We start from the raw sequence: 25781 nt of genomic DNA, 5'->3' as shown, positions 1-25781 counted from the left end.
TATGAAAAATGGATAACGTAAAACCAAAGGTCCGCGTCCCCAAGACAGCAACAGCTGGCGAGGCGTTCGCGATCAAGACACTGATTTCGCACCCGATGGAATCTGGTCAGCGCAAAGATGGCGATGGCAACATTGTGCCGCGCTCGATCATCAACCGCTTTACCTGTGAGTATGACGGCGAGATGGTGCTGGACATGGCGATGGAGCCAGCGATTTCAACAAATCCGTATGTCGAGTTTGAAGCTGTTGTTCAGGCGTCCGGCACGATGACGTTCACTTGGTATGACGATGACGGGTCTGTCTATACCGATACCTCGGACATCGAAGTCAGCTAAACGCTGTAAAAGCAGGGGAGGAATGAAAATGAAAAGAACCGGTCTTTTGCAAACCGCAGGGTTGATTGGTCTGGCAGCGTTCGGGTCAACAGCCTATGCGCAAGACGATAACCAGCTTGTCATCAATGGTGATATCGAGGTCATCACGGAGGCACCGGCCCCCGACAATATCGATGGCCTGAGCACGATCTATTCGGGGTGGCGTTTCCGCTCGTCCGAGTTGCAGGTCATGCAGATGGACGACTTTGAGAATCCGGCGGCGTTTGCTGTTGATGCCGGATTGGCGAGTTGGGAAGAGGTTGACGGGTCCGAGGGCAAGTCATGTGCGTCGTGTCACGACGATATCGAGACATCGATGTCTGGTGTTCGGGCGGTTTATCCAAAGTGGAACGAGGCCAAAGCCGAGGTTCGCACATTGGCCCAGCAGATCAATGATTGTCGTACCGACAACATGGGCGCCGAAGCGTGGAAGTATGACGGCGGCGATATGACTTCTATGGAAGTTGTGATTGCCATGCAGTCGCGCGGGATGCTTGTGAATGTTGCGACGGATGGTCCTGCTGCCGAGACTTGGGCCAAGGGTGAGGAAATGTATTACACCCGTTATGGTCAGCTGGAGTTGAGCTGTGCGAATTGCCATGAAGATAACTATGACAATTATATTCGCGCCGACCATTTGAGCCAAGGCCAGATCAACGGTTTCCCTGCGTTCCGTATCAAGAACGGTGGTTTGGTGCAGAGCCACAACCGTTTCAAGGGCTGTATCCGCGATACACGCGCCGAGACTTTTGCTGCTGGTAGCGAAGAGTTTGTCGCACTTGAGCTGTATGTTGCGTCACGCGGCAATGGTCTGTCGGTCGAAGCACCGTCAGTTCGTCCATAAACAATTTGTAAGGCCCGTCTTGGTACACCAAGGCGGGCCTTAACTTTCTGATAACATTCATCTATCTGCATGTGTTGCATCCAAAGGATACTCTTATGATTTCTCGTCGTCATTTTGTGCAAGCCAGTATGGCTACAACCGCGCTATATGGTGCGTCTGGTTTTGGGACGATGGGTCGTTTGGCGGCGCAGCAAGGCTTGACCCAGAATGATTTGCTGGATTTCGAGACCTCTGGCAATGTCACGTTGATTCATATCACTGATATTCACGCGCAGTTAAAGCCGGTGTATTTTCGTGAGCCGGAGATCAATATTGGTGTGGGTGGTGTGATTGGTTTGCCGCCGCATGTGACCGGTGCGGATTTCCGCAAGCTGTACGGAATCGAAGATGGCACACCGGCGGATTACGCGCTGACCTATGACGATTTCACTTCGCTTGCGCAGACCTATGGTCGCATGGGTGGCATGGACCGCATTTCGACGGTGGTGAAGTCGATCCGTGCCGATCGGCCCGATGCGTTGCTGCTGGATGGTGGTGATACGTGGCAGGGGAGTTTGACCGCGCTGCGCACCAATGGTCAGGATATGGTGAATGTTTTCAATGCGCTTGGCACGGATGCGATGACGTCGCATTGGGAGTTCACGCTGGGCATTGATCGCGTGATGGAGATTGTCGAGAACGAGTTGAATTTCCCGTTCTTGGGCGCGAATATTTTTGACACGGAATGGGATGAGCGCGCGTTTGAGCCGTACCAGATGTTCGAGCGTGGCGGTGTGCAGATTGCTGTGATTGGCCAAGCGTTTCCGTATATGCCGATTGCGAACCCGTCTTGGATGTTCCCTGATCTGTCGTTTGGTGTGCGTCAGGAGAATATGGCCGAAGTGGTTGCAGAAGTGCGTGCCGCGGGTGCGGACTGTGTCGTGTTGTTGTCGCACAATGGTTTTGATGTGGACCGCAAACTGGCGGCGAATGTTGACGGGATTGACGTGATTTTGACGGGGCATACCCATGATGCGCTGCCTGAGCCTGTATTGGTGAATAAGACGTATTTGATCGCGAGCGGCAGCCACGGTAAGTTTGTGACCCGTTTGGATCTGGATATTTCTGATGGCGAGATGAAGGGTATCAAGCATCGTCTTATTCCGATTTTCAGTGATGTGATTGCGGCTGATCCCGAGATGACGGCCTTGGTTGAGGCGCAGCGTGCGCCTTATCAGGACGAGTTGTCAGAGGTGATCGGCAAGACGGATTCGTTGTTGTATCGTCGTGGTAATTTCAACGGCACATGGGATGATCTGATTTGTAATGCGCTGATTGACGAGCGCGAGGCGGATATTGCGTTGTCGCCCGGGTTCCGTTGGGGCGCGTCGTTGTTGCCTGGTGATGACATTACCCGCGAGGATATTTTCAACGCGACGGCGATGTCGTATCCGGAGGCGTACCGGTCCGAGATGACGGGTGAGAATCTGCATCTGATTATGGAAGATGTGGCCGATAACCTGTTCAATCCTGATCCGTATTATCAGCAGGGTGGCGATATGGTTCGCGTGGGTGGCATGGGCTACCGCATTGATATTAATCAACCACAGGGCAAGCGCATTACCGAGATGACGTTGCTGAAAACCGGCGAGTTGATTGATCCTGCCAAGACCTATGTGGTTGCCGGCTGGGCCAGTGTGAACGAGGGCACCGAGGGGCCTGCGATTTGGGATGTGGTTGAAAACTACGTCAAACGCCAAGGCACCGTAACTGTAGATCCCAACACATCTGTGAAGGTTGTGGGCGCTTAAATTTACTGACGTTTCAAACGAAAGAGAAAACTGATGATAGACCAGTTTAAAGGAATGAAGCCTTCGCGTCGCGCGTTTTTGCGGGGCGCAACGGCTGCCGGTGTTGCGGCTGTTGGTACAAAGGTTGCTGCCGAGGGCGACAGTCTGATTTTGGATAAACAACCCTGGTCCCAGTTTTTGGGCGCGGGTGTGGACGAGGCGCCTTACGGGATGCCGTCGCCGTTCGAGAGCCATGTTGTGCGTCAGACCGTGCCTTGGTTGACGGCGGAATCGATCTCTTCGATCAACTTTACGCCGTTGCACGAGCTGGACGGGATTATCACGCCAAATGGTCTGTGCTTTGAGCGTCACCATGGCGGTGTTGCCGAGATCGAACCGGCGGACCACCGTATTATGATTAACGGGTTGGTGGACCGCGAGTTGGTGTTCACCATGGAGGATTTGATGCGGTTCCCCCGTGAGAACCATGTTTATTTTCTGGAATGTGCCGCCAACTCTGGCATGGAATGGCGTGGATCGCAGTTGAACGGTGCGCAGTTCACCCACGGCATGATCCATAACGTGATGTATACTGGTGTGCCGCTGCGTCTGCTTTTGGAAGAAGCTGGCGTGAAAACCGAGGGCAAATGGTTGCTTGCTGAAGGCGCTGATGCGGCGGGGATGACCCGTTCTATTCCGATGGAAAAGGCGTTGGATGACTGTCTGGTTGCGTTCAAGATGAACGGCGAAGCGTTGCGCGCCGAGCAGGGTTATCCCGTGCGCTTGGTTGTTCCCGGTTGGGAAGGCAATATGTGGATCAAGTGGTTGCGCCGTTTGGAAGTGGGCGATCAGCCTTGGCATCACCGCGAGGAAACCAGCAAATATACCGACCTTTTGGGTGACGGTCAGGCGCGTCGGTTCACTTGGGAAATGGATGCGAAGTCTGTGATTACCAGCCCAAGCCCGCAAAAGCCGATCACACATGGCAAGGGTCCACTGGTGATTACCGGTGTGGCATGGTCCGGTCGTGGCACGATTCCGCGTGTGGATGTGACGATTGATGGCGGTGTGAATTGGTTTGAGGCCCGCATGGATGGTCCGTCGATGGATAAATCGATGCACCGTTTCTATTACGAGATTGATTGGGATGGCTCGCCGATGCTGTTGCAAAGTCGTGCCCATGATAGCACCGGCTATGTGCAACCGACCAAAGATCAACTGCGTGCGGTGCGGGGCCTGAATTCTATTTACCACAACAACGGCATCCAGACCTGGGCTGTAAATTCTGACGGGGTGACTGACAATGTCGAAATTTCTTAAAACGATTGCAGGAATTGCCCTGCTGACGGCCACATCTGTGCAGGCTCAGACCGGTTTGGGTCGTGAGGCGACGTCCGAGGAAGTGGCCGCGTGGAACATTGATATTCGCCCTGACGGTCAAGGCTTGCCAGTGGGCAGTGGTGATGTCGAGACGGGTGACGAATTGTGGGTGGAGCATTGCTCTGTCTGTCACGGTGATTTTGCCGAGGGCGTTGATCGCTGGCCGGTTCTGGCGGGTGGCTTTGGGACGTTGACCAATGATCGTCCTGTGAAAACGGTCGGGTCCTATTGGCCGTATTTGTCAACGGTTTATGACTATATCAACCGTGCTATGCCGTTCGGGAATGCGCAGTCACTGACCTCGGATGAGGTTTATGCGCTGACGGCCTATCTGATGTATTCCAACGATTTGGTCGACGACGATTTTGTGTTATCAAACGAGACATTTCTTGACGTTGAAATGCCCAATGTTGATAATTTCATGGATGACGATCGTTTGGAAACCGAGTTTCCATTGTTCTCGGTCGAGGCTTGCATGGAAGGTTGTAAGGACGGTGTCGAGATCACTGGCCGCGCGGCTGCGATTGGCGTGACCCCTACGGGTGGCGGTGATCTTGAAGGTGGTGGTGCGTCTGCTGTCGAGGCAGCTCCGGTGGAGGAGGCTGCGGTTGTCGAGCCAGTTGCTACCGAGCCTGCGCTGGATATGGCGATGGTTGAGCAGGGCGAAAAAGATTTCCGTCAGTGCAAGGCCTGTCACGAAGTAGGCGAGGGCGCGACGAACCGTGTTGGTCCGATGTTGAACGGGGTTGTTGGCCGCACGGCTGGCACGGTTGAGGGGTTCCGGTATTCGAACCCGATGGCTGAAGCCGGTGAGGGTGGTCTGGTCTGGAGTGTTGAGGAGCTGACGACGTATCTGGCGGATCCTAAGGCCTATATGCCCGGCACGAAAATGACGTTCCGTGGTGTTCGAGACGAGGAAGACACGCTGGGGATCATCGAGTATCTGAAGAGCTTTCCAGAGTAATTAAGGGCGCGCGGCGGGGGACTGTTGCGCGCTGTAACATCAAGGGAGAAAGATATGAAACAGTATATAGTTGCTGCCGCGATGGTCGTTTTTGCACAGGTTGCTGTGGCTGAAAACGAGACGCATTATGTGTTTGACGGAAGTTTCGATGATGCGACGTTTAGCGTTGAAAACGCTATAATCGGGCGCGGTCTGGTGATCGATTATACCAGCCATACCGGCGAAATGTTGAACCGCACAGCTGCGGATATTCAGGGTGCGCAGCCGCTTTATGATGAAGCGGATATTTTTGTGTTCTGTTCGGCCGTGTTGTCGCGCAAAATGATGGAAGCTGACCCGCTGAATATCGCGCATTGCCCATACGGGATTTATGTGGCGGATCGCGATGGCGAAGTGACAGTGGGATACCGTCATTATCCGGAGGGTGCGATGCAAGAAGTTCAGTCGTTTCTGGACGAAATTGCACGTGAGGCTGTTGGAGAGTAATGCGTTATGAAGACTTTTTTCAGGGGCAACTGACGCGTTTGCACGAGGAAGGCAATTACCGTGTTTTTGCCGATCTGGAGCGTCATAAAGGTGCGTTTCCGAGCGCTACAAACCGTGTGGGCGAGGCTGTTCGCGAGGTGACGATTTGGTGTTCCAATGATTATTTGGGCATGGGTCAGCATCCGGATGTTTTGGCCGCAATGCATGAGGCGTTGGAGGTGAGTGGTGCGGGTGCCGGTGGCACGCGCAACATTTCTGGCACCACCCATAACCATGTTGTGTTAGAGCGCGAGTTGGCGGATTTGCATGGCAAGGAAGATGCGTTGCTGTTCACGTCCGGCTATGTGTCAAATTGGGCGGCGTTAAGCACGCTTGCGTCGCGGATGCCGGATTGTCTGGTTTTGTCGGATGCGTTGAACCATGCGTCGATGATCGAGGGTATTCGTCATTCACGTGCCAAGTGTCAGGTGTGGCGGCATAATGATGTCGCGCATTTGGAGGAATTGCTGGCCGCGCAACCGTTTGATCGCCCGAAGTTGATTGCATTCGAGAGCGTTTATTCGATGGACGGGGATATCGCGCCGATTGCCGATATTTGTGCATTGGCCGAGAAGTATAATGCGATGACCTATTTGGACGAGGTCCATGCGGTTGGCATGTATGGTCCGCGTGGTGGCGGGATAGCCGAGCGCGAGGGGCTGATGCACCGCGTCACATTGATCGAGGGGACGCTGGGAAAAGCGTTTGGCGTTGTTGGTGGATATATCACCGGCAGCCGTGCGATTTGTGATTTTGTGCGCAGTTTTGCCAGCGGTTTCATTTTTACCACCGCGTTGCCACCTGCGGTGGCGGCGGGGGCTGCGGCGTCGATCCGGCATCTCAAGCAGAGCCATATCGAGCGTCAGGATCATCAGGACCGTGTGGCCGAGGTCCGTGCGCGTTTGACTGCGGCAGGAATTCCGCATGTTGATAACCCAAGTCATATCATTCCGGTGATGGTGGGCGATCCGGTGAAATGTAAGTTTATTTCTGATACATTGATGGATGAATACGGGATTTATATTCAGCCGATTAACTATCCGACTGTGCCAAAAGGCACCGAGCGGCTGCGCATTACGCCTTCGCCGGTGCATAGTGGCGATGATGTCGATCGCTTGGTGTCGGCTTTGGCGACATTGTGGACCCGTTGTCAGTTGTCTCGCGTGCAGATGGCGGCGCAATAAGAGGCTGATCTACAGTAACGTCGCACATCCTGACATGGCGTGAGGGTGTTTGGCGAAGATGCGGTTTAATGGCCGCAGGGGCGATGTGGGTTGGCGCGATGGCCACCCACATCTTTTTGCTGCGATGCCCTGAGGCGCAGGTGGTCCGGATTTATTCGAATTCCATTGCTTCAAAGACGCGGCCTGCGTTTTTGGTCGCCAGTTCTTCGAATGTATCAAGGTGCGTGTAGGGCGTTTGGTCGACGTAATAGGCCTCTGCCAAGCTGCCGCCATCGTCCAGTAGCGTGCCGATTTGGTCGCGCAGATAGACAAGGTAGTCTTTGGTGTAGCGCCGCACTTGGTCCATATTTGTGGGATGGCCGTGGCCAGGGATCACGTAGGTGGCGCCTAGCGGTTCGAATGCGGTGTCCCATGTTTCGATCCACGCGGCGGTGTCGGTTTCGGGGAAGATGGGGAGCATCCGTTCGTGGAAGGCCACGTCGCCCGAGATCACGAGGCTTTGGTTTGGCATCCACAGGATAATGTCGCCGACGGTGTGGGATGGACCGATGTAGCGCGCCTCGATGCGGAAATCGCCAAGCTCGACGATGTATTCGTCCTCGAATGTTTCGGTTGGGCCTTGCAGGATTGTGCCTTCGGCTTTTTCGAGGTTGGTTTTTTTCATGGCTTCGAGGATGTTGTAGCCATTGCTTTCGAAATCTTCGGCGGCGTCGACGTGCGCGATGATTGGCACGCCTTGTTCTGCCCAGTAGCCATTGCCGAGCATTGCGTGCCCTTGGCCGTTTTCGTTGACGACCAGAACGACGGGTTCATCGGTGAGCGTTTTGATTTCGTCGTGCAGGGCTTTCGCCAGAATGTATGCGCCGCCTGCGTTCATAACCACCACGCCTTCACCTGTGATGATGAAGGAGAGGTTGTTGTTATGGCCTGAATTTTCGTAGGTGGCGGGGGCGGTGGCACCTGTAGCCGAGAACACATGCGGGATGAATTCGACGGGTTTGGCGTAGAGAGCCGAGGCCGGATATTGGTCCGCGATGTCCTCGCTCGCGAGGGCGGAGGTGCTAGTGAGGATCAGGGCGGTTGTGAGTTTAAGCGGCGATAAAGACATAGCCGTCTCCTTTCTTTTCTGCGCGGCCAATGCCGGGGGAGGGGAGGTGGAAGCCGATGAGGTGCATTTGCTCGGCGGCGAGTTGGTCGAGCAGCATGGTGCGGGTTTTGATGCCCATGTCGGGGTCTTGGTCCGAGCCAGCCGCCCATTCGGGTGCGGCGAAGGCTATGTGGTGGTTGCCGATGCAGTCGCCCAAGATCATCACGCTGTCAGAGCCTGATCCGACGTGCAGCGACATGTGACCCGGAGTGTGCCCGAAAGTGGCGCGCGCGGCGATGTTGGGTAGGATTTCTTCGCCGTCGTGAAAGAAGGTGATATTGTCTTCGATCAGTTCCAGCCGCCGTTTTGCGCCGACTGCGAAGGTGGTGCGCCCTGCGTCAATGGTGTCAACGGTGGCGGGATCCATCCAGTAGTCCCATTCGACCTTGCCCATCAGGTAGGTTGCATTCGCGAAAACGGGTTCGTCGAAGTCGTCCAGCAGCCCCCAGAGATGGTCGGGGTGTGAGTGGGTGAAAATCACGTGGGTGATGTCGTCGGGAGTGATGCCAAGTGCGTCGAATGCGTCGATGAGTTTGCCAGCGCTAGACATGAAATCGGGACCTGCGCCGACATCGACGAGGATGGTCCGGTCGCCGTCGCGGATGAGCGTAATGTTGCAATCGGGCGTGACCGTGGCGGCAGGGTCGATGCCGTAATTTTGCAGGATCGGGCCAAGGTCGGTGGTGTTTAATCCGTCGAACGCGACCGAGGGCGGGAGTGTCAGGTGTCCGTCGCTCAGTGTGTCGATTTGCATGGTACCGATGGTCATGGACGCATTTGCCCAGACGGTTTGCGGCAGCATCATGGCCCCCGCGCCGATGGTAGTGTTGCGGATGAAAGTTCTGCGCGTGATCATAGTGTCCTCCCTCATATTCTGTGGGTTGAATGTGAAGGAAGGTAGACATTTAAGCAAGTGGCGTTAGCTGACGGATTTGGTTGCTTCAAACTGGGTCAGGTAGACGCCGCCGGTCAGGTCGTCGAGGAAATGCGCGCATTGCAGGCGGTCCATGACGGGGCCCTTGACCTCGGAGAGGTGCAGTTTCACGTCCATTTCACCAAGGCGGGTGTTGATGGTCTCTAGGGATTCGAGGGCCGAGAGGTCGATGTCGTTGATCGCGGTGCATTGCAGGATGACGTGTTTGATCGCCTTGTCCGTTGTGACGCGGTTGAAGATGTAGTCTTCAAGGAAGCGGGCATTGGCGAAATACAGGCTTTCGTCGACGCGCAGTGTCACGATTTCGGGGGTGGTTTGCACGGTGTGGCGTAGGATGTTGCGGAAGTGTTCGGTGCCCGGCACGAGGCCTACTTCGGCGATGTGTGGTTTTGAGGATTTGTAGAGGTGTAGCAGGATCGAGAGGGTGACACCTGCAGAAACGCCTGCCTCGACGCCGAGGCCGAGGGTGAGCAGGATGGTGGCAGAGACGGCGGCGAAGTCGGCTTTGGAATACGCCCAAGCGCGTTTGAGGATTGCGAAGTCAACGAGGCTGAGGACGGCGACGATGATGGTCGCGGCCAAGGTGGCGTTGGGCAGGAAATAGATCAGCGGGGTGAGGGCGAGGGCGGCGATGGCGAGGCCCACGGCGGTATAGGCGCCTGCGGCGGGTGTTTCGGCACCTGCGTCAAAGTTCACGACAGAGCGCGAAAAGCCGCCTGTGACAGGGAAGCCGCCGGTGAAGGCCGCGCCGAGATTGGCCGCGCCAAGGCCGATCAGTTCTTGGTCGGGGTCGATGCGTTGGCGTTTTTTTGCGGCCAAGGTTTGTGCCACGGAAATCGATTCAACAAACCCGATGATCGAGATGAGGAAGGCGGGGAGGAGCAGTTGTTTGATAACTTCGGGGGAAAAAGTGGGCATGGTTAATGGCGGAAGGCTTTGCGGTACCGCGCCTACGATTTGCACGCCTTTATCTGCCAAGCCGAACAGCCAGACCGAGAGCGTGGAGAGGACGACGACGGCGACGGGGCCTGCTTTGGTGGCGATATCTGCTGTGCCTGCGCTGACGCCTTTGCGTTTGAGGAGAGGTTTCAGGCCTTTGCGGACCCAGAACAGGAATGCTGTGGCGAGAATGCCGATGGTTGCGGTGTAGGGGTTTATGGCGTGCAGGTTGCTGGCGAGCGAGATCAGCAGGTCGAGCAGGTTATGCCCGTCTGCTTTTATGCCCAAGATGTGTTTGAGTTGGCTGGCAGCGATGATCACGCCAGAGGCGGTGATGAAGCCTGCGATGACGGGATGTGAGAGGAAATTCGCGACAAAGCCGAGGCGGAAGACGCCCATGCCCACGAGCATTGCGCCTGACAAAAACGCGAGGGTGAGCGCGTAGGCGGCGTAGACGGCTGGTCCTTGGTCGCCGACGATATTTCCCAAGGCGGCGGCGGTCATCAGTGAGATTACCGCGACGGGGCCGACGGCGAGGGCGCGGCTGGTGCCGAAAATGGCGTAGAGCACAATGGGCGCGATGGAGGCGTAAAGCCCTGCTTCGGGTGGGAGGCCCGCAAGCATGGCATAGGCCAATGATTGCGGGATCAGCATGATGGTGACGATCAGCGCCGCGATCAGGTCGTTGGTTAGGTTGGATTTTTTGTAGGTCCGCCCCCAAGTCAGGATGGGGAGGTAGCGAGAGAGCGAGGTGAGCATAAGGGGCGGCCTTGGGTGTAAGGTTTAGCTGTCGACGTTGGCGGCGGTTAGAGGGTGTTGATTGGCACTTTGAGCATCGGATTGCCGTCTTTGTCCGTTGGAACATGGCCTGCGCGCATGTTGACTTGCAGCGATGGGATAATCAGTTTTGGCATGTCGAGGGTCGCGTCGCGCGCTGTGCGGAACTTGATGAAGTCTTCGCGGGTTTTGTCACCGCCGACGTGGATGTTTTCGGCTTTCTGTTCCGCAACTGTGGTTTCCCAAGCGATGGCGCGTCCGTTTGGTCCGTAGTCGTGGCACATGAACAGGCGGATATCGTCGGGGAGTGATAATACTTTTTGGATGCTATCGTAGAGCGTGCCTGCGTCGCCGCCTGGAAAGTCAGCGCGTGCGGAGCCGCCGTCGGGCATGAACAGGGTATCGCCGGTGAAGACCGCATTGCCGATTACATGGGTGTTGCAGGCGGGGGTGTGGCCCGGTGTATAGATCGCAAAGCCGTCCATTTCGCCGATTTTATAGGTGTCGCCGTCTTTGAACAGGGCGTCGAATTGCGAGCCGTCGCGTTCAAATTCGGTGCCTTCGTTGAAGACCTTGCCGAAGGTTTCTTGCACGGTCAGGATATGTTCGCCGACACCGATTTTGCCGCCAAGTTCGCGTTGCAGGTAGGGCGCCGCAGAGAGGTGGTCGGCGTGCACGTGGGTTTCGATGATCCAGTCGAGGATTAGTGCTTCGGATTTGATTTGCGCGATCAGGGCGTCGGCGTGGTCGTAGGTGATCCGGCCTGCTGCGTAGTCGATGTCCATCACGCTGTCGATGATCGCGCAATGTTTGCTGGCAGGGTCGCGCACGATGTAGGTGATTGTGTTGGTCGCCGCATCAAAGTGTGCGGTGACGTCGGGGGTGACGGTCATGTTTACGGGGTAAGTCATGTGGTGCCTCCTGATGTGATTCTGTGTTGTCGCTTGATAGTGACGAATTTAGCCGAGGAACGGTGACATTGCCACTAACATATTCCATTTCTGTTATGTATTGCATTTTGCGGAATTCGCAAGGCCGGATGGGTTATCGTTGTATTTCAGCCGCGGATTATCGCGAGGGCGTTAAAGCGGTCGGTCCGGTTTGGCGTGTTCATGCGCGCAGCTCTAGTGGGGCGATGCGGTCGAGGAGTTGCGCCTTGTTGGCCGAAATGTCGGCGATGGTCAGGTCGTCGAGGACGGCCATAAAGGCGTCTGTTGCTTCTTGGATTTTGCGAGACAGGGTGCAGATGCCACGCAGCGGGCAGGTGTTTTTGACGGGGTTGAAACACTCGACCACGTCGAGCGGTCCTTCGGTAATCCGCACCACGGCGCCCACGGAAATATCGGCAGGCTGTGCACCGAGCCGGAACCCGCCGCCGCGTCCGCGCACGGTTTCCAAAAAGCCCGCTTTGCCCAGTTCATGCACGATTTTCACGATATGGGGGCGCGATACCTGATGGATTTGCACAACGTCATCGATCCGCACCAATGCCGGCGCTTTGATCGCGGCCAGTTGCAAGGCGCGCAGCGCGTAATTGGTGTAGCTGGTCAATTTCATGCTGCGTCCTGTTGTCACAATCAAAGCTATCTTCAAACTATTGATTTCATAAAAGTGCTTCTGATATGAGTCAATAAGATATAAAGTAAATATAGGTTTTCGCGCTGTTGTGGGCCGTTGGTGTCTCTACCCTTGATCCTGACTTGCCGCGCCTTAACTGACGCATGAAAAAGAGGTTGTTGTCATATGTTTGATAGTTTCACTGCTGAAATGTTGGCGCGGATGCAGTTTGCATTTACCATTTCGTTTCACATTATCTTTCCCGCGTTTTCGATCGGGGTGGCGAGCTATCTTGCGGTGCTGAACGGGCTATGGCTGTCGACCCGCGATCAGACGTATTTGACGCTGTTCAATTACTGGAAGAAGATTTTTGCGGTGGCGTTCGGCATGGGTGTCGTGTCGGGCATTGTGATGTCGTATCAGTTTGGCACCAACTGGGCGGTGTTTTCGGATAAGACGGGGCCGATTTTAGGGCCATTGATGGCGTATGAAGTGTTGTCTGCGTTTTTCCTTGAGGCCGGTTTCCTTGGTATTATGTTGTTTGGTCGCGAGCGGGTGGGCGACAAGTTGCATATGTTTGCGACGGCGATGGTGGCCTTTGGCACCTTGATGTCGGCCACGTGGATTTTATCGGTCAATTCGTGGATGCAGACGCCTGTGGGCTATAGCATCAACGATGTGGGACAGTTTGTTCCCGAGGATTGGTGGGCGATCGTGTTTAATCCGTCGTTCCCCTACCGGTTGGTGCATATGGTTTTAGCGGCGTATTTGACCACGGCACTGGTGGTTGGTGCGGTTGGTGCCTGGCATTTGCTGCGCGATCGCGCCGACGGGCCTGCGCGCCGTATGTTCTCGATGGCGATGTGGATGTTGGTGGTTGTGGCACCGTTGCAGATTTTAGCAGGCGATTTTCATGGTCTTAATACGCTGGAGCATCAGCCAGCCAAGGTAATGGCGATGGAGGGGCATTATGAAAGTCATCCAGATGGTGCGCCGCTTATTTTGTTCGGGATCCCTAATTCTGCAGAGCAGCGGATCGATTATGCAGTGCAGATTCCGAAGCTTTCGAGCCTGATTTTGAAGCATGACCTGAATGCGCCGCTGGATGGATTGGATACTGTGCCGCGCGCGGATCAGCCGCCTGTGAGCATCGTGTTCTGGAGTTTTCGTGTGATGGTCGGTCTTGGTTTTGCCATGTTGGGCCTTGGTGTTTGGGGGCTATGGCGGCGGTTCAGGGGCGGATTGCATGATGCGCCGATGTTGCAACGTGCAGCGCTCTTGATGGGGCCGATGGGGTTTGTCGCGGTTCTAGCGGGTTGGGTCACCACGGAAGTCGGGCGGCAACCCTGGACGGTTTATGGTTTGCTGCGCACGTCTGATAGCCTGTCGCCTGTGGCGGCGCCTGCGGTGGCGGCGTCTTTGATTGCCTTTATTATTGTCTACTTTTTCGTGTTCGGCGCGGGCACGATTTATATTTTGCTGATGATGAACAAGTCTGCCGGCCATCCGAAGATGGGTCTGCGTGACGGGCCAATCCGCACGACGGGGATGGTTGAAAAAGACGATTTGGAGAGTGCGCAATGATTATGGGTATGGAATTATCGTTTGTCTGGGCAGGGATTATCGCATTTGCTGTATTGACCTATGTGGTGCTGGACGGGTTTGATTTGGGGGTCGGGATTTTGTTTCCTTTCGCCCGATCAGAGCGGGATCGCGCCACGATGATGAATTCGGTCGCACCTGTCTGGGATGGCAACGAGACGTGGTTGGTTTTAGGTGGCGGCGGGTTGTTTGCGGTGTTTCCGCTGGCCTATGCGATTATTATGCCTGCGCTATATATGCCGATTATTTTGATGTTGCTGGCGCTGGTGTTTCGTGGCGTGGCGTTTGAATACCGCTGGCGCGGGGAGCGGTGGAAGCCGTTGTGGGATGTTGCGTTTTTCGGCGGGTCGGTCACGGCGGCGTTTATGCAGGGCATTGCGCTTGGCGCATTGGTGCAGGGGATCGAGGTCGCGAACCGTGCTTATGCGGGCGGCTGGTGGGACTGGCTGTCTGTGTTTTCTGTGCTGACTGGTGTGGCCGTTGTGGTGGGTTACGGCTTGCTAGGGGCGACATGGTTGATTTTGAAAACCGAAAATGAATTGCAGCGGCAGATGCAAGGGTATGCGTGGTTTTTGGGTGTCGGCACACTGGCGTTTATCGGGGTTTTGTCGGTGCTGACGCCGTTTCAGGATGCAGTGTATTTCAGTCGCTGGTTTGAATTTCCTGGCGTTGTTTTCAGTATGATCGTGCCGGTGTTGGTGGCGGTTTGTAGTTGGCTGTTGTTCACGGGGCTAAGCGCGGGGCGCGATGCGCAGCCGTTTTTGGCGACGCTGGGGTTGTTTGTGTTGAGTTTCATTGGGATCGGGATCAGTTTTTATCCCAACATCGTTCCACCGAGTTTGACGATTGTGGAGGCGGCAGCGCCTGATTCGAGTTTGAAATTTGCGCTGGTCGGCACGGTGGTGCTGGTGCCGCTGATATTGATTTATACCGCCTACGCCTACTGGGTCTTTCGCGGCAAGGTGGACCCTGACGAGGGGTATCATTGATGCGTAAGCTATTGTGGTTTGTTGGAATTTGGCTGGCAGGGGTGGCGGTTTTAACGGTTGTCGCCTTTGCCATTCGCAGCGTTATTTATATGTAGTGACATGAAAAAACCCGCCGCGATTGGTATCGCGGCGGGTTTTTGTATCGGATTTTACTTTGTTTTGCAGGTGTTGACCCCGACGAGCCGGTAAAGCGGGCAGAAGTTCAGCAGGGCGGTCGCAATCAGGATGATGCCGAGCCAACCCCAGACACCGATTGTGCCTGTCAGTGTCAGGATGATCAAAAGCGCGCCGATGACGAGGCGGGCGATGCGGTCGAGGGAGCCAATATTTTTAATCATGGGTTTGTCTTTCGTTAGGGTTACGTTGACGTCGCCGTATCACCAACGCGTTGAGCGTCGGTGACTTAGTTATCAAAGCTTAACGCATTGCGCGCGCGATGCTTTGTTCCAGATCATAAATCAGGTCGTCGGCGTCTTCGATCCCGATGGACAGGCGCAGCAGGCGCGGATGCACGGGGAAGCCGACACCAGAGACGGTTTTGCGGTGCTCGATCAGGCTTTCCACGCCGCCAAGCGAGGTTGCGGGGTAGAAAACTTCGCAGAACCGCGCCACGTCGATAGCGTTTTGCTCGGTGCCTTTGATGACGATGGACATCATGCCGCCGAATTGGTTGTCGGTTTGTTGTTTTGCGATCTCATAGCCCGGATCGGAGGGCAGGCCGGGGTAATGTACCGCCTCGACGTGTTTGTGCCCGTGGAAATGTTTGGCGACGGCCATGGCGTTTTGGCAGGATTTGTCGACGCGCAGGAAAAGGGTGCGCATACCACGGATCAGCATCCACGCGTCGAAAGAGTGCAGGACGGTGCCTTGCAGTTTGCGGATGAGTTCGATCTGCGACCAGTAATCGCCTGTCTCGCGCACGGAGAGAACGCCCGCCGTGATGTCGGAATGGCCGTTGAGGTATTTGGTAGCGGAATGAAAGGAAATGTCGGCCCCGAAGTCGAGCGCGCGGGTGATATTGGGCGGCGTGCCTGTGCAATCTGCGATCAGTTTTGCGCCTGCGTCATGCGCGATTTTTGCGGCGGCGGCAATGTCGGTGACTTCCCAATTCGGATTGTTGGGGGTCTCGATCCAGACCAGATCGGTTTTTTGCGCGGCGACAGCGTCGGCGAGGTTCGCGTGGTCGCCAGCGGTATAGTCGGAGAGCGTGATGCGTCCGTTTTTGGCGTAGGTTTGCAGCTGGTGCAACACGCCGTGATACATGACGCGGGGGGCCACGACATGTGCGCCTGTTGGCAGATGTTCGATCACAGCGGTGGCGGCGGACATGCCAGAGGCGAACAGCAGACTGTCGGTGGCGCCTTCGAGTTCGGCGATAATCGCCTCGGCGTGACAGGTCGCTTGGTTGCCGTCGCGGCGGTAAAAGTAGGGTTTGCGAATGTCGTAATTTTCGTCGCGTGCATAGGTCGCGGCGGGTTGGATTGCGGGAACCACGGCCCCTGTGTCACCCTCGATAAAATGCAGTGCTTGGGCAACACGGGTGCGGAGCGAGGTTTTACGATTGCTGTGATCGGTCACGGTAGTATCCTTTTTTGCTTGCGCAAAAATTGGCCCGTGCTGTCAGGATTGTCCAGCGCTCTCGCGCACGGCGGCGGTTATACGTTCGATGACATAGTCCATAAATAGGCGGGTTTTGGGGTCTTGCCTGCGGCGGTGGGTATAAAGGCATGCCATTTGGATCGGCTCGGGCGGCATGTGCGTGGCGACAGGCACCAAACGCCCCGCCTTGAGGTGGTCGGCGATTTCAAAGATCGGCTTCATCGCGATGCCGTTGCCCGCTAATGCCCAATCGGTCAGCACGTCACCGTCGTCGGATTCGTAGCGGCCTGCGATTGCGATGCGTTTGGGGCCGTCAGCGGTGGTTAGCCGCCATTGAAATTCGGGCGCGCCGGGGAACCGCAGGTTGAGACATTCGTGCGCGCCGGAAGTCAGGTCAGCGGCGGTTTCGGGCATGCCGTGGGCGGTAATATAGGCGGGCGAGGCGCACAACACGCGCGGCACGTCGGCAATTTTACGGATGCGCAGGGTCGAATCCTCGGGTTGTCCAAGGAAAAACGCCAGATCAAGTCCTTCGTTTGTCAGGTCAACTTTGCGGTCGGTCAGGCGCAGGCGAATTTTAACTTCGGGGTATGTGGCGAGGAATCCGGGGATTAACGGAGCAATCAGGCGGCGACCAACGCCCAAGGGAGCGGCAACATAAAGCGACCCTTTGGGGTTTTCGGTGATATTGACCACGCGGGCTTCGGCAGTTTCAACTGCTTCGAGGATCTCAGCGGCGCCGCCATAAAACGCTTTTCCCTGTTCGGTGGGCGTTAATGAACGGGTTGTGCGTTGGAACAATCGCACGCTAAGGTGCTCTTCGAGCTGGGAAATGCGCGACGAGGTTACGGCAGGCGAAATTCGCAGATCACGCCCTGCGGCGGACATGCTGCCCAGCTCGTAGACGCGGACAAACGTACGGATGTTATCGAGATAAGACATTATTTTGTTTTTTTTGATGCTGCTTGGTATTTTCTTAACATACCAGAGTAATACTGTCTCGGCTAGTGTCATGGTCAAGAGGATTTCGGAGGGATTTCACATGTATGATATGGCGATTCTATGGGAGTGGCTGGCATTTGTTGTCCGCTGGCTTCATGTTGTTACGGCGATGGCGTGGATTGGCGCGTCGTTTTTCTTTATCGCGCTTGATCTGGGATTGAAGAAAGCACCGAACATGCCTGCGGGTGCCAGTGGCGAAGAATGGCAGGTTCATGGCGGTGGTTTCTATCATATTCAGAAATATATGGTGGCCCCAGAAAACATGCCTGAGCACCTGATCTGGCACAAATGGCAGAGCTATATCACGTGGGTGTCCGGTGCGGCTTTGCTGATGATTGTGTATTGGGTGGGGGGCGAGTTGTTCTTGCTTGATCCGTCGAAGGCCGATTTGTCGCTATGGCAGGGGATTTTGATTTCGGGTGGATCGCTGACCATTGGCTGGTTGGCATATGATTTCATGTGCAAGTCGAAGCTAAGTGAAAAACCGACGCTTTTGATGTTATTGCTGTTTGTGATTTTGGTGGTGATGGCGTGGGGGTATGACCAAATTTTCACAGGTCGTGCGGCGCTGTTGCATCTGGGGGCGTTCACTGCGTCGATCATGACGGGTAATGTGTTTTTCCAGATCATGCCGAACCAGCGCATTGTTGTGGCCGATCTGCAAGCGGGGCGTAAGCCTGATCCGAAGTACGGTAAGATTGCTAAGGTGCGGTCGACCCATAACAACTATCTGACACTTCCAGTGGTGTTTTTGATGTTGTCGAACCATTATCCGTTGGCGTTCGGCACGGAATACGCGTGGATTATTGCGTCGTTGATTTTCTTGACCGGTGTTACGATCCGTCATTATTTCAACACGATGCATGCTACCGGGTCCGGTCCGTCATGGACATGGGGGGTGACGGTTGTGTTGATGATCGTGATTGCGTGGCTGTCGACGGTGCCTGCGATGGACACATATGAAGAAGCGGAGGCGCGGATATTGACTCCATACGAGCAGAAATTCGCGTCTGCCGAGGGGTTCGAGTTGGCGATGGACACGGTGATTGGCAACTGTTCCATGTGCCATGCCCGTGAACCGGTTTGGGGAAATATGCAGTGGGCGCCAAAGGGTGTTGTGTTGGAAACCAAGGGCGATGTCGCCCGTCATGCCAAGCAGATTTATCTGCATGCGGGCGTGTCCCACGCGATGCCGCCGCCCAATGCGGTGACGATGGATGAGCAAGCGCGCGCCACTTTGGTTGCGTGGTACCGTGCCGCTAACGAGGGCTGATCCGCCTAAGAGAGTTGGCAAACGCAGGTTTCCATGTCAGACCGCGCCTAGAGTTTACTGGCCGAGGCTGACATGATCCCTGTTTCGACGGAAAATACGGCGACGGCTGGTGTGGAGATCGCGCTGGCCGATGTGTGTTTCGAGGTCGATAGTAAGCAGATTTTGCGCGGGATTACGCACAAGACCGCCGCCCACCGCATTGGTATTGTTGGGCGGAACGGGTCGGGAAAGTCCACTTTGGCGCGGGTCATTGCGGGTTTGGTTGCGCCCACGGCCGGACGTGTGCGGGTGGGTGGTCATAACCTGAGCGCGGACCGTAAACAGGCGCTGCGAGAGATCGGGATTTTGTTTCAGAACCCTGATCATCAGATTATTTTCCCCACGGTGCGTGAAGAGATCGGATTTGGTTTACGCCAATTGGGGCAGGGTAAGCAGGCGACGGAAGAGAGCGTGCAGGATACGCTTGCGTTTTTTGGGAAATCGCACTGGGCTGACGCGCATGTTCATACGTTATCGCAGGGTCAGAAACATCTGGTTTGTTTGATGGCAGTGGTGGCAATGGCGCCGAGAATGATCATTCTTGACGAGCCGTTTACCGGACTTGATATCCCCACAAAGGCGCAATTGACCCGCGCGTTGGCGCAATATCGTGGTAGTCTGTTGCATATTACGCATGACCCTGCGGACCTTGCGGAGTACGATCATGTGATCTGGATCGAGCAGGGTGAAATTGTGCAGGCGGGCGAGGCGCGCGCTGTGCTAGATGCCTACGTCAGTGCAATGGAACAGCAGGGGGCATCGGATGATATCGCTATCCTCGCCGGTTAAAACACGCGCACATGGCTGGCCTGCGGGGGTGAAGTTGGCGGCGCTATGTCTGGCCAGCGTGGGATTGTTTTTTGTGGACAGCCTGCTGGTGCAGGGTTTTATTTTTACAGCAGTGGTGGTGGTCTATGCCTTGCCAGGCGGTGTCTTTTTCAAGGCGGGGATGCGCCAGTTGCGCGTGCTTTGGCCGTTTGTTTTGGTTGTTGCTGTCTGGCATTTCTGGACGGGTGATATGGCGCTGGGGCTGGTCATTGTTTTGCGGCTTTTGTCGGCGGTGGGGTTGGCCAATCTGGTCACGATGACCACGCTGTTGTCGGATATGATTGACGTGGTGCGCGTGTTGACAAGGCCCTTGACGCGTCTAGGTCTGAACACCGCTGCGTTGGAAATGTCGATGGCGCTGGTGATCCGTCTGACACCTGTTCTGGCACAAAAGGGCGGGTATCTTTCGCAGGCGTGGCGGGCGCGGTCGCCCCGACGTCCTAGCTGGCGAATTCTATTGCCCTTCACTGTTCTGGCGCTAGACGATGCTGATCATGTGGCGGATGCGTTGCGCGCGCGTGGCGGTTTTAACCCTCTAAAGGAGATCGAATAATGGAAAAGAATGTGGCGTTAATTGCGCTGTTTGCGGCATTGATCGCGGCGTTGGGATTGATCCCCAAGATCACCTTGGGGTTCGGGGTGCCGATTACGGCGCAAACCTTGGGCGTGATGATGTGTGGCACGGTTTTAGGATCGAAACGTGGTGCGCTTGCGGTGTTGTTGTTTTTGCTTTTGGTGGCGATTGGCCTGCCGTTGTTGTCAGGCGGGCGCGGCGGTTTGGGCGCGTTTGCGACACCTGCGGCGGGGTTCTTGGTGGGCTGGCCTGTGGGCGCGTTTGTGACTGGTTTGATCATGGAAAAGTGGCGCGGCGCGCCCCTTACTTTGGTCGGGATCACGGCGGCAACGGTTGGCTGTATTATAGTGCTGTATATTTTCGGTATCGTGGGCATGGCCATCGCGCTGGATAAAACCGTGATTGAAGCGACCGCGCTGGTTGCTGCGTTTATTCCCGGTGATCTGATCAAGGCGGGCATCGCGGGTATGTTGACGGCAGCATTGGCGCGCGCGCGTCCTGCCAGTGTTTTGTCGCGCAGATCGATTTAAAGTGGTGCGCCGCGACCTGTGATTGGTCGCGGCGCGTTTTTTGTTAGTCGATCAATGCGTTGAGTGTGGCCGAGGGCCGCATTACGGCGGCGGTTTTGGCCGCATCACCATTGTAGTAGCCACCCAGATCAACGGGCTTGCCTGCGCCTGACTTCAGCTCGGACAGGATGGTGTCCGCGTTATCGGCCAAGGCTTTGGCAAGTGGTGCGAAGGTTGCGGCCAAGTCGGCATCGTCCGATTGCGCAGCCAAGGCTTCGGCCCAGTACATTGCAAAGTAGAAGTGCGAGGCGCGGTTGTCGTCTTGCCCCACTTTGCGGCCCGGGGATTTGCCGTTTGCGAGCAGTTTCTCGGTGGCCAGATCGCTGGCTTGACCCATGATCCGTGACTTTGCAGTGCCTATGAAACGCAAGCTTTCGCTAAGCGCACAGAATTCGCCAAGGCTGTCCCAACGCAGGTGGTTTTCTTCCAGCAATTGCTGCACGTGCTTGGGTGCCGAGCCGCCAGCGCCGGTTTCAAACATGCCGCCGCCCTGCATCAGTTTCACGACCGAGAGCATCTTGGCCGATGTGCCAACCTCAAGGATTGGGTACAGGTCGGTGAGGTAGTCGCGCAGCACGTTGCCGGTGATCGCGATGCAGGTTTTACCCTCGCGGATGTCCTCGAAAGAGGCGCGAGTTGCGGGGGTTGGTGCCATGATTTCGAATTTGTCAGCCACGCCTTTTTCCTGCAACGCAGCTTTGACGTATTTGATTAGTTCTGCATCGTGGGCGCGGTTGGCGTCGAGCCAGAAGATCGCGCGGCAGTTTTCAGCGGCTTGACGCTCGATTGCCAGCTCGATCCAGTTCTCGATTGGCGCTTGGCGGGCCGATGCCATGCGCCAGATGTCGCCAGCCTCGACAACGTGGGATGTCAGAACGGTATCGCCGTTCATGACGCGCATTGTGCCACCTTGGGACAGCTCGAACGTGGTCGGGTGCGAGCCGTATTCTTCGGCTTTCTGCGCCATCAGGCCGACGTTTTGCACGGTGCCTGCGGTGGCTGGATCGAGTGCGCCGGTTTCTTTGAAATAGTCGATAGTTTCGGCGTAAACACCTGCATAAGAGCTGTCGGGGATCACGCAGGTTGTGTCTGCTTCGGAGCCGTCAGGACCCCACCCTTTGCCGCCAGCGCGGATCACGGAGGGCATGGATGCGTCGATGATCACGTCGGATGGCACGTGCAGGTTGGTGATGCCTTTGTCGGAATTCACCATGTAAAGCGGTGGGCGTTTGGCGAGTGTTTCGTTGATCTCGGACACGATCGCAGCACCGTTATCCATGTCGCCGATTTTGGCGAGCATGTCGCCAAGGCCCGCGTTCGGGCTAATGCCAGCGGCGTCAAAGGCGGCGCCGTGTTTTGCGAAAACAGGAGCGAGATACTGGCGCACAGCGTGGCCGAAGATGATTGGGTCGGAGACCTTCATCATCGTGGCTTTCATGTGCAAGGAATAGAGTGTGCCTTCGGAGGCGACATCAGCGATTGTTTTGTCGAAGAAAGCGGTCAGCGCTTTGGCGGACATGAATGTCGCGTCAACGATGGTGCCTGCGGGCATTGCAAGGCCGTCCTTCATGACGGTCACGCCATTGCCGGTGTCCAATTCAATGCGCAGGGTAGCTGCTTTGGCCAGTGTTACGGATTTCTCGTTGGAGAAGAAGTCGCCGCCGTCCATTGTGGCAACGCGGGTTTTGCTGGTTTTTTCCCATTTTCCCATGCGGTGCGGGTTGGCGCGCGCGAATGCTTTTACGGCGGATGGGGCGCGGCGGTCGGAGTTGCCTTCGCGCAGGACGGGGTTCACAGCGGAGCCTTTGATCGCGTCAAAACGAGCGCGCACGTCTTTTTCTGCGTCTGTTTGCGGATCTTCGGGGTAGTCGGGCAGTTTGTAACCTTGGGATTGCAGTTCTTTCAGAGCGGCGACAAGTTGCGGCACCGAAGCCGAGATATTTGGCAGTTTAATCACGTTGGCGTCAGGGGTTTTCACCAGTTCGCCAAGTTCCGCCAGCGCGTCGGACCGGGCCTGAGCAGGGGTCAGCGCCTCTGGGAATGTTGCCAGAATACGGCCCGCCAACGAGATGTCGCGGGTTTCGATGCTTAGGTCTGCTGCGCCCAGAAATTTTTGCAGGATCGGCAGCAAAGAGGCGGACGCCAGCTGTGGTGCTTCGTCAACTTTGGTGTAGATAATATCGGCCATGATGTTTTCTCGTTTCGGTTCGGTTGATGCTAGGGACCCTTTACACTCATTGTATACCATTGTCCACAATGACAGCGGCGGGGTCCGGTCTGTCGCAAGTGTATTATCAATTTTTGCAAGCGACACCCTTTTGCGCGGGGCTGCGCGGTTTTAGTTGGAAAAATGGCGGCAAAAGGGTTGGATGGTTGCAACCAAATCCGAAAGGCTGACCTATGTCCAAGAATTCATATTACGCGCCCGCTGGCGGCTTGTTGCCCCAAACGCAGATCACCACTGATCGGGCCATGTTTACCGATGCCTATGCCGTGATTCCCAAAGGCACGTTTAGCGATATCGTTACGAGTTTGCTGCCGTTTTGGGACGGTGCGCGATTCTGGGTAATGGCGCGTCCCTTGTCCGGTTTTGCCGAGACGTTTTCGCAGTATATTGGCGAGCTTGTTCCGAATGGCGGGTCGGATAAGCCAGAGACCGATATGACTGCGGAGGCGGTGATTTTTGTGGTGCAGGGTCAGGTGACGCTGACGATTGATGATGTTGTGCATGTGATGGAGGAGGGCGGTTATGCGTATTTACCGCCGACCTGCAATTGGACCATCCGTAATAAAACCGATGCGCTGGCGAAGTTTCATTGGGTGCGCAAGGCTTATGAATTTGTCACAGGGTTGGATGCGCCAGAGGCGTTTGTCACCAATGAGAACGATATTGCGCCCACTGTGATGCCCGATACCAATGGCGCGTGGGCGACGACGCGGTTTGTGGATGTGACCGATGTTCGCCATGATATGCATGTCACGATTGTGACGTTCCAGCCCGGTGGTGTGATCCCGTTTGCCGAAACCCATGTGATGGAACACGGGTTATATGTTTTGGAAGGCAAAGCGGTGTACCGGTTGAATCAGGATTGGGTCGAGGTTGAGGCAGGCGATTTTATGTGGTTGCGAGCGTTTTGCCCGCAAGCGTGTTATGCGGGTGGTCCTGGTCCGTTCCGCTATCTGCTCTATAAAGATGTGAACCGCCAGATGAAGTTTTCCGGCGGGTTTGCCAAATAGACTGCATCAAGCACGATCAACCCAATTTCAAGGAGATAGCGATGAGTGGATTTCTGACGACACATGTTCTGGATACGGCGCATGGTTGCCCTGCGCCTGATATGAAGATCGAACTGTTCAGGATTGATGGTGAGAGCCGCACGTTACTGAAAACAATGACCACCAACGCGGACGGTCGCACGGACGCGCAGATTTTGCCTGCGGAAGAGTTCGCGACCGGCACTTACGAGTTGATTTTCCATGCCGGTGACTATCTCGATAGCTGTGGCATGGGGTTGATCGAGCCCAAGTTTCTGGATCTGATCCCGATCCGTTTTGGCATGTCGGAGATGAGCCATTATCATGTGCCATTGCTGTTATCGCCCTATTCGTTCTCGACCTATCGCGGCAGCTAATTTAAAGCGCCTCGCGTTTGTGGATTTTCCTGTCTTATAAGGAGGTCTGAGACGATGATGGTTTTGGATCGGCCTTTAAGGCATGGGTAGATTCCGTTGTTTCTGGCAAGGGAACGATGACAATGATGCGTGTTAAAAATCAGTTGCAGTGGTTTCTGATACCGTTAACATCGTGTCATTCTCATCGGGGTTTGTCCCCGTGACATCACATAAAAGGATTGCCCCGTGACCCGTAATTCCATTTTAAGCATGAGCGCGATTGTCGCCATGGCCCTGAGTGCGACTGTTGCAAATGCACAGGACGCCGATATTTCCGGCTCTGATCTGGTGGTTTATACCCCCAATGAAGAAGGCATGTTGGATAGTTTGATCCCTGTTTTCGAGGCTGAATCCGGTGTGACGGTGCAGTTGATCACCGCTGGCACGGGCGAGTTGTATCAGCGTATTCGCAGCGAGGCGGGCAATCCGCAGGGCGATATTATGTTTGGTGGCGGGGCTGCGCAGGCGAGTGCGAATAGCGAGCTTTGGGCGGAATTTGTGTCGGCCAATGACGGCGATATGGTGGAAGCTGGCAAGAACACTTCTGGAAATTTCACGCCTTATCAGGCGGATGGATCCAACTTGCTGGTGAACCTTGAGGAAGCGGAAGAGTTGGGTGTTTCAATCACCAGCTATGCCGATTTGTTGCAGCCGGAGTTGTTTGGCAAGATTGCCTTTGGTGACCCGACGGCGTCTTCGTCTGCCTTTGCCCAGTTGACCAATATGTTGAAGGCGGTTGGCGGCGATTATGAGAGCGATGCGTCGTGGGACTATGTTGCCGCGCTTGTGAAGCAATTGGATGGCGTCACGATTGGGTCGTCGACGCAGGTTGCACAGGATGTGGCCAATGGTGAGTATGTTGTTGCGTTGACCTATGAGCCGCTGTCGTTGAATTTTGTGCGCAGTGGTGCGCCTGTCGAGATTGTTTATCCGAGTGAGGGTGCGGCGTTTTTGCCAGCGACAATTCAGGTGATTAAGGACGGGCCAAATGCGCCGGCGGCCGAGGCGTTTATTGACTTTATCACGTCGGACGTGGCCCAGACGATCATTGCCGAAGATACGGCAGGGCGTCCGTTGCGTGAGGGTGTTGTGAAGCCTGGTTTGCCAGCGTTTTCCGAGTTTGCCACCATTACGGAGGACGGTGAATATGTTGCCGGGAACCGGGATGCGATTGTTGCGCGGTATAAAACTATCCTTGAGGCGCAGTTTTAATGCATCGATTTAAGACGTTGAGGTTTGCA

General features: G+C 55.6%; 26 protein-coding genes. 17 read left to right on the top strand and 9 right to left on the bottom strand.

Annotation, left to right across the window (positions count from 1 at the left end; all coding sequences use genetic code 11):
• Positions 1 to 8 precede the first annotated feature (8 nt).
• From soxZ to hemA, 7 genes are all read left to right on the top strand, one after another.
• Positions 9 to 335 (top strand): thiosulfate oxidation carrier complex protein SoxZ, encoded by a 327-nt coding sequence (soxZ, locus tag ACXLHR_RS18220; RefSeq protein WP_458792890.1) that lies wholly within the window; start codon positions 9 to 11, stop codon positions 333 to 335.
• A 28-nt stretch (positions 336 to 363) separates the two neighbouring features.
• A complete protein-coding gene (gene soxA / locus ACXLHR_RS18215; RefSeq protein ID WP_458792919.1) occupies positions 364 to 1218 on the top strand; it encodes a sulfur oxidation c-type cytochrome SoxA in 855 nt (284 codons plus the stop codon).
• Between the two features lie 95 nt (positions 1219 to 1313).
• Positions 1314 to 3008 (top strand): thiosulfohydrolase SoxB, encoded by a 1695-nt coding sequence (soxB, locus tag ACXLHR_RS18210; protein ID WP_458792889.1) that lies wholly within the window; start codon positions 1314 to 1316, stop codon positions 3006 to 3008.
• 33 nt (positions 3009 to 3041) lie between these two features.
• Positions 3042 to 4307: a sulfite dehydrogenase gene (soxC, locus tag ACXLHR_RS18205; RefSeq protein ID WP_458792888.1), complete on the top strand. Its 1266-nt coding sequence runs from the start codon at positions 3042 to 3044 to the stop codon at positions 4305 to 4307.
• On the top strand, positions 4291 to 5331 hold the full coding sequence (locus tag ACXLHR_RS18200; protein ID WP_458792887.1) for a c-type cytochrome: 1041 nt from the start codon (positions 4291 to 4293) through the stop codon (positions 5329 to 5331). Before soxC ends, ACXLHR_RS18200 begins: the two co-directional genes overlap by 17 nt.
• A gap of 54 nt (positions 5332 to 5385) precedes the next feature.
• A complete protein-coding gene (locus ACXLHR_RS18195) occupies positions 5386 to 5817 on the top strand; it encodes a DUF302 domain-containing protein (RefSeq protein ID WP_458792886.1) in 432 nt (143 codons plus the stop codon).
• On the top strand, positions 5817 to 7040 hold the full coding sequence (hemA, locus tag ACXLHR_RS18190; RefSeq protein ID WP_458792885.1) for a 5-aminolevulinate synthase: 1224 nt from the start codon (positions 5817 to 5819) through the stop codon (positions 7038 to 7040). The genes ACXLHR_RS18195 and hemA overlap by 1 nt, the downstream gene beginning before the upstream one ends.
• Positions 7041 to 7191: 151 nt before the next feature.
• Here hemA and ACXLHR_RS18185 read toward each other — a convergent pair whose 3' ends face one another.
• The 5 genes from ACXLHR_RS18185 to ACXLHR_RS18165 form a co-directional block, all read right to left on the bottom strand.
• A complete protein-coding gene (locus ACXLHR_RS18185) occupies positions 7192 to 8148 on the bottom strand; it encodes an MBL fold metallo-hydrolase (protein WP_458792884.1) in 957 nt (318 codons plus the stop codon).
• The gene (locus ACXLHR_RS18180; protein ID WP_458792883.1) at positions 8129 to 9043 is read right to left on the bottom strand and encodes an MBL fold metallo-hydrolase; all 915 of its coding nucleotides are present in this window, start codon (positions 9041 to 9043) and stop codon (positions 8129 to 8131) included. Before ACXLHR_RS18180 ends, ACXLHR_RS18185 begins: the two co-directional genes overlap by 20 nt.
• A 63-nt stretch (positions 9044 to 9106) precedes the next feature.
• Positions 9107 to 10819 carry a SulP family inorganic anion transporter gene (locus ACXLHR_RS18175; RefSeq protein ID WP_458792882.1) on the bottom strand — a complete coding sequence of 571 codons (1713 nt, stop codon included), beginning with the start codon at positions 10817 to 10819 and terminating at the stop codon, positions 9107 to 9109.
• Between the two features lie 47 nt (positions 10820 to 10866).
• Positions 10867 to 11748 (bottom strand): MBL fold metallo-hydrolase, encoded by an 882-nt coding sequence (locus ACXLHR_RS18170; protein ID WP_458792881.1) that lies wholly within the window; start codon positions 11746 to 11748, stop codon positions 10867 to 10869.
• Between the two features lie 199 nt (positions 11749 to 11947).
• A complete protein-coding gene (locus ACXLHR_RS18165; RefSeq protein WP_458792880.1) occupies positions 11948 to 12394 on the bottom strand; it encodes an RrF2 family transcriptional regulator in 447 nt (148 codons plus the stop codon).
• Positions 12395 to 12580: 186 nt separating this feature from the next.
• Here ACXLHR_RS18165 and ACXLHR_RS18160 point away from each other — a divergent pair, with 186 nt between their 5' ends.
• The 3 genes from ACXLHR_RS18160 to ACXLHR_RS18150 are packed head-to-tail and all read left to right on the top strand — an operon-like array spanning position 12581 to position 15080.
• Entirely contained in the window at positions 12581 to 13978 is a 1398-nt protein-coding gene (locus ACXLHR_RS18160) for a cytochrome ubiquinol oxidase subunit I (protein ID WP_458792879.1), read from the top strand.
• A gap of 2 nt (positions 13979 to 13980) precedes the next feature.
• The gene (gene cydB / locus ACXLHR_RS18155; RefSeq protein WP_458792918.1) at positions 13981 to 14985 is read left to right on the top strand and encodes a cytochrome d ubiquinol oxidase subunit II; all 1005 of its coding nucleotides are present in this window, start codon (positions 13981 to 13983) and stop codon (positions 14983 to 14985) included.
• A complete protein-coding gene (locus ACXLHR_RS18150; protein WP_458792878.1) occupies positions 14985 to 15080 on the top strand; it encodes a DUF2474 domain-containing protein in 96 nt (31 codons plus the stop codon). The genes cydB and ACXLHR_RS18150 overlap by 1 nt, the downstream gene beginning before the upstream one ends.
• 54 nt (positions 15081 to 15134) lie before the next feature.
• Here the strand turns inward: ACXLHR_RS18150 and ACXLHR_RS18145 are convergent, their stop codons facing one another.
• The 3 genes from ACXLHR_RS18145 to ACXLHR_RS18135 all read right to left on the bottom strand — a co-directional run bounded on the left by ACXLHR_RS18145 (position 15135) and on the right by ACXLHR_RS18135 (position 17526).
• A complete protein-coding gene (locus ACXLHR_RS18145) occupies positions 15135 to 15323 on the bottom strand; it encodes a YgaP family membrane protein (RefSeq protein WP_458792877.1) in 189 nt (62 codons plus the stop codon).
• 79 nt (positions 15324 to 15402) lie between these two features.
• The gene (locus ACXLHR_RS18140) at positions 15403 to 16563 is read right to left on the bottom strand and encodes a trans-sulfuration enzyme family protein (protein WP_458792876.1); all 1161 of its coding nucleotides are present in this window, start codon (positions 16561 to 16563) and stop codon (positions 15403 to 15405) included.
• 42 nt (positions 16564 to 16605) lie between these two features.
• Entirely contained in the window at positions 16606 to 17526 is a 921-nt protein-coding gene (locus ACXLHR_RS18135; RefSeq protein WP_458792875.1) for a LysR family transcriptional regulator, read from the bottom strand.
• A gap of 100 nt (positions 17527 to 17626) precedes the next feature.
• Between ACXLHR_RS18135 and ACXLHR_RS18130 the strand changes: the two genes are divergently transcribed.
• From ACXLHR_RS18130 to ACXLHR_RS18115, 4 genes are all read left to right on the top strand, one after another.
• The gene (locus ACXLHR_RS18130; RefSeq protein WP_458792874.1) at positions 17627 to 18859 is read left to right on the top strand and encodes a urate hydroxylase PuuD; all 1233 of its coding nucleotides are present in this window, start codon (positions 17627 to 17629) and stop codon (positions 18857 to 18859) included.
• Between the two features lie 72 nt (positions 18860 to 18931).
• Positions 18932 to 19687, top strand: coding sequence for an energy-coupling factor ABC transporter ATP-binding protein (locus ACXLHR_RS18125; RefSeq protein WP_458792873.1), 756 nt, complete (start codon positions 18932 to 18934; stop codon positions 19685 to 19687).
• The gene (locus ACXLHR_RS18120; protein WP_458792872.1) at positions 19662 to 20279 is read left to right on the top strand and encodes an energy-coupling factor transporter transmembrane component T family protein; all 618 of its coding nucleotides are present in this window, start codon (positions 19662 to 19664) and stop codon (positions 20277 to 20279) included. Before ACXLHR_RS18125 ends, ACXLHR_RS18120 begins: the two co-directional genes overlap by 26 nt.
• Entirely contained in the window at positions 20279 to 20830 is a 552-nt protein-coding gene (locus tag ACXLHR_RS18115; RefSeq protein ID WP_458792871.1) for a biotin transporter BioY, read from the top strand. Before ACXLHR_RS18120 ends, ACXLHR_RS18115 begins: the two co-directional genes overlap by 1 nt.
• A 43-nt stretch (positions 20831 to 20873) precedes the next feature.
• Here the strand turns inward: ACXLHR_RS18115 and ACXLHR_RS18110 are convergent, their stop codons facing one another.
• Positions 20874 to 23057: an NADP-dependent isocitrate dehydrogenase gene (locus ACXLHR_RS18110; protein ID WP_458792870.1), complete on the bottom strand. Its 2184-nt coding sequence runs from the start codon at positions 23055 to 23057 to the stop codon at positions 20874 to 20876.
• 212 nt (positions 23058 to 23269) lie between these two features.
• Here ACXLHR_RS18110 and ACXLHR_RS18105 point away from each other — a divergent pair, with 212 nt between their 5' ends.
• The 3 genes from ACXLHR_RS18105 (at position 23270) to ACXLHR_RS18095 (ending at position 25752) form a co-directional block, all read left to right on the top strand.
• Positions 23270 to 24106 carry a bifunctional allantoicase/(S)-ureidoglycine aminohydrolase gene (locus ACXLHR_RS18105; protein ID WP_458792869.1) on the top strand — a complete coding sequence of 279 codons (837 nt, stop codon included), beginning with the start codon at positions 23270 to 23272 and terminating at the stop codon, positions 24104 to 24106.
• A 41-nt stretch (positions 24107 to 24147) separates the two neighbouring features.
• A complete protein-coding gene (gene uraH, locus ACXLHR_RS18100) occupies positions 24148 to 24501 on the top strand; it encodes a hydroxyisourate hydrolase (RefSeq protein ID WP_458792868.1) in 354 nt (117 codons plus the stop codon).
• 225 nt (positions 24502 to 24726) lie between these two features.
• Complete coding sequence (locus ACXLHR_RS18095; RefSeq protein WP_458792867.1) at positions 24727 to 25752, top strand: extracellular solute-binding protein; 1026 nt, start codon at positions 24727 to 24729, stop codon at positions 25750 to 25752.
• Positions 25753 to 25781 lie beyond the last annotated feature (29 nt).

The organism is Yoonia sp. MH D7 (assembly GCF_054439475.1).
Note: the sequence above shows the minus strand (reverse complement) of the source record. Positions and strands in the feature narration are given on the sequence as shown.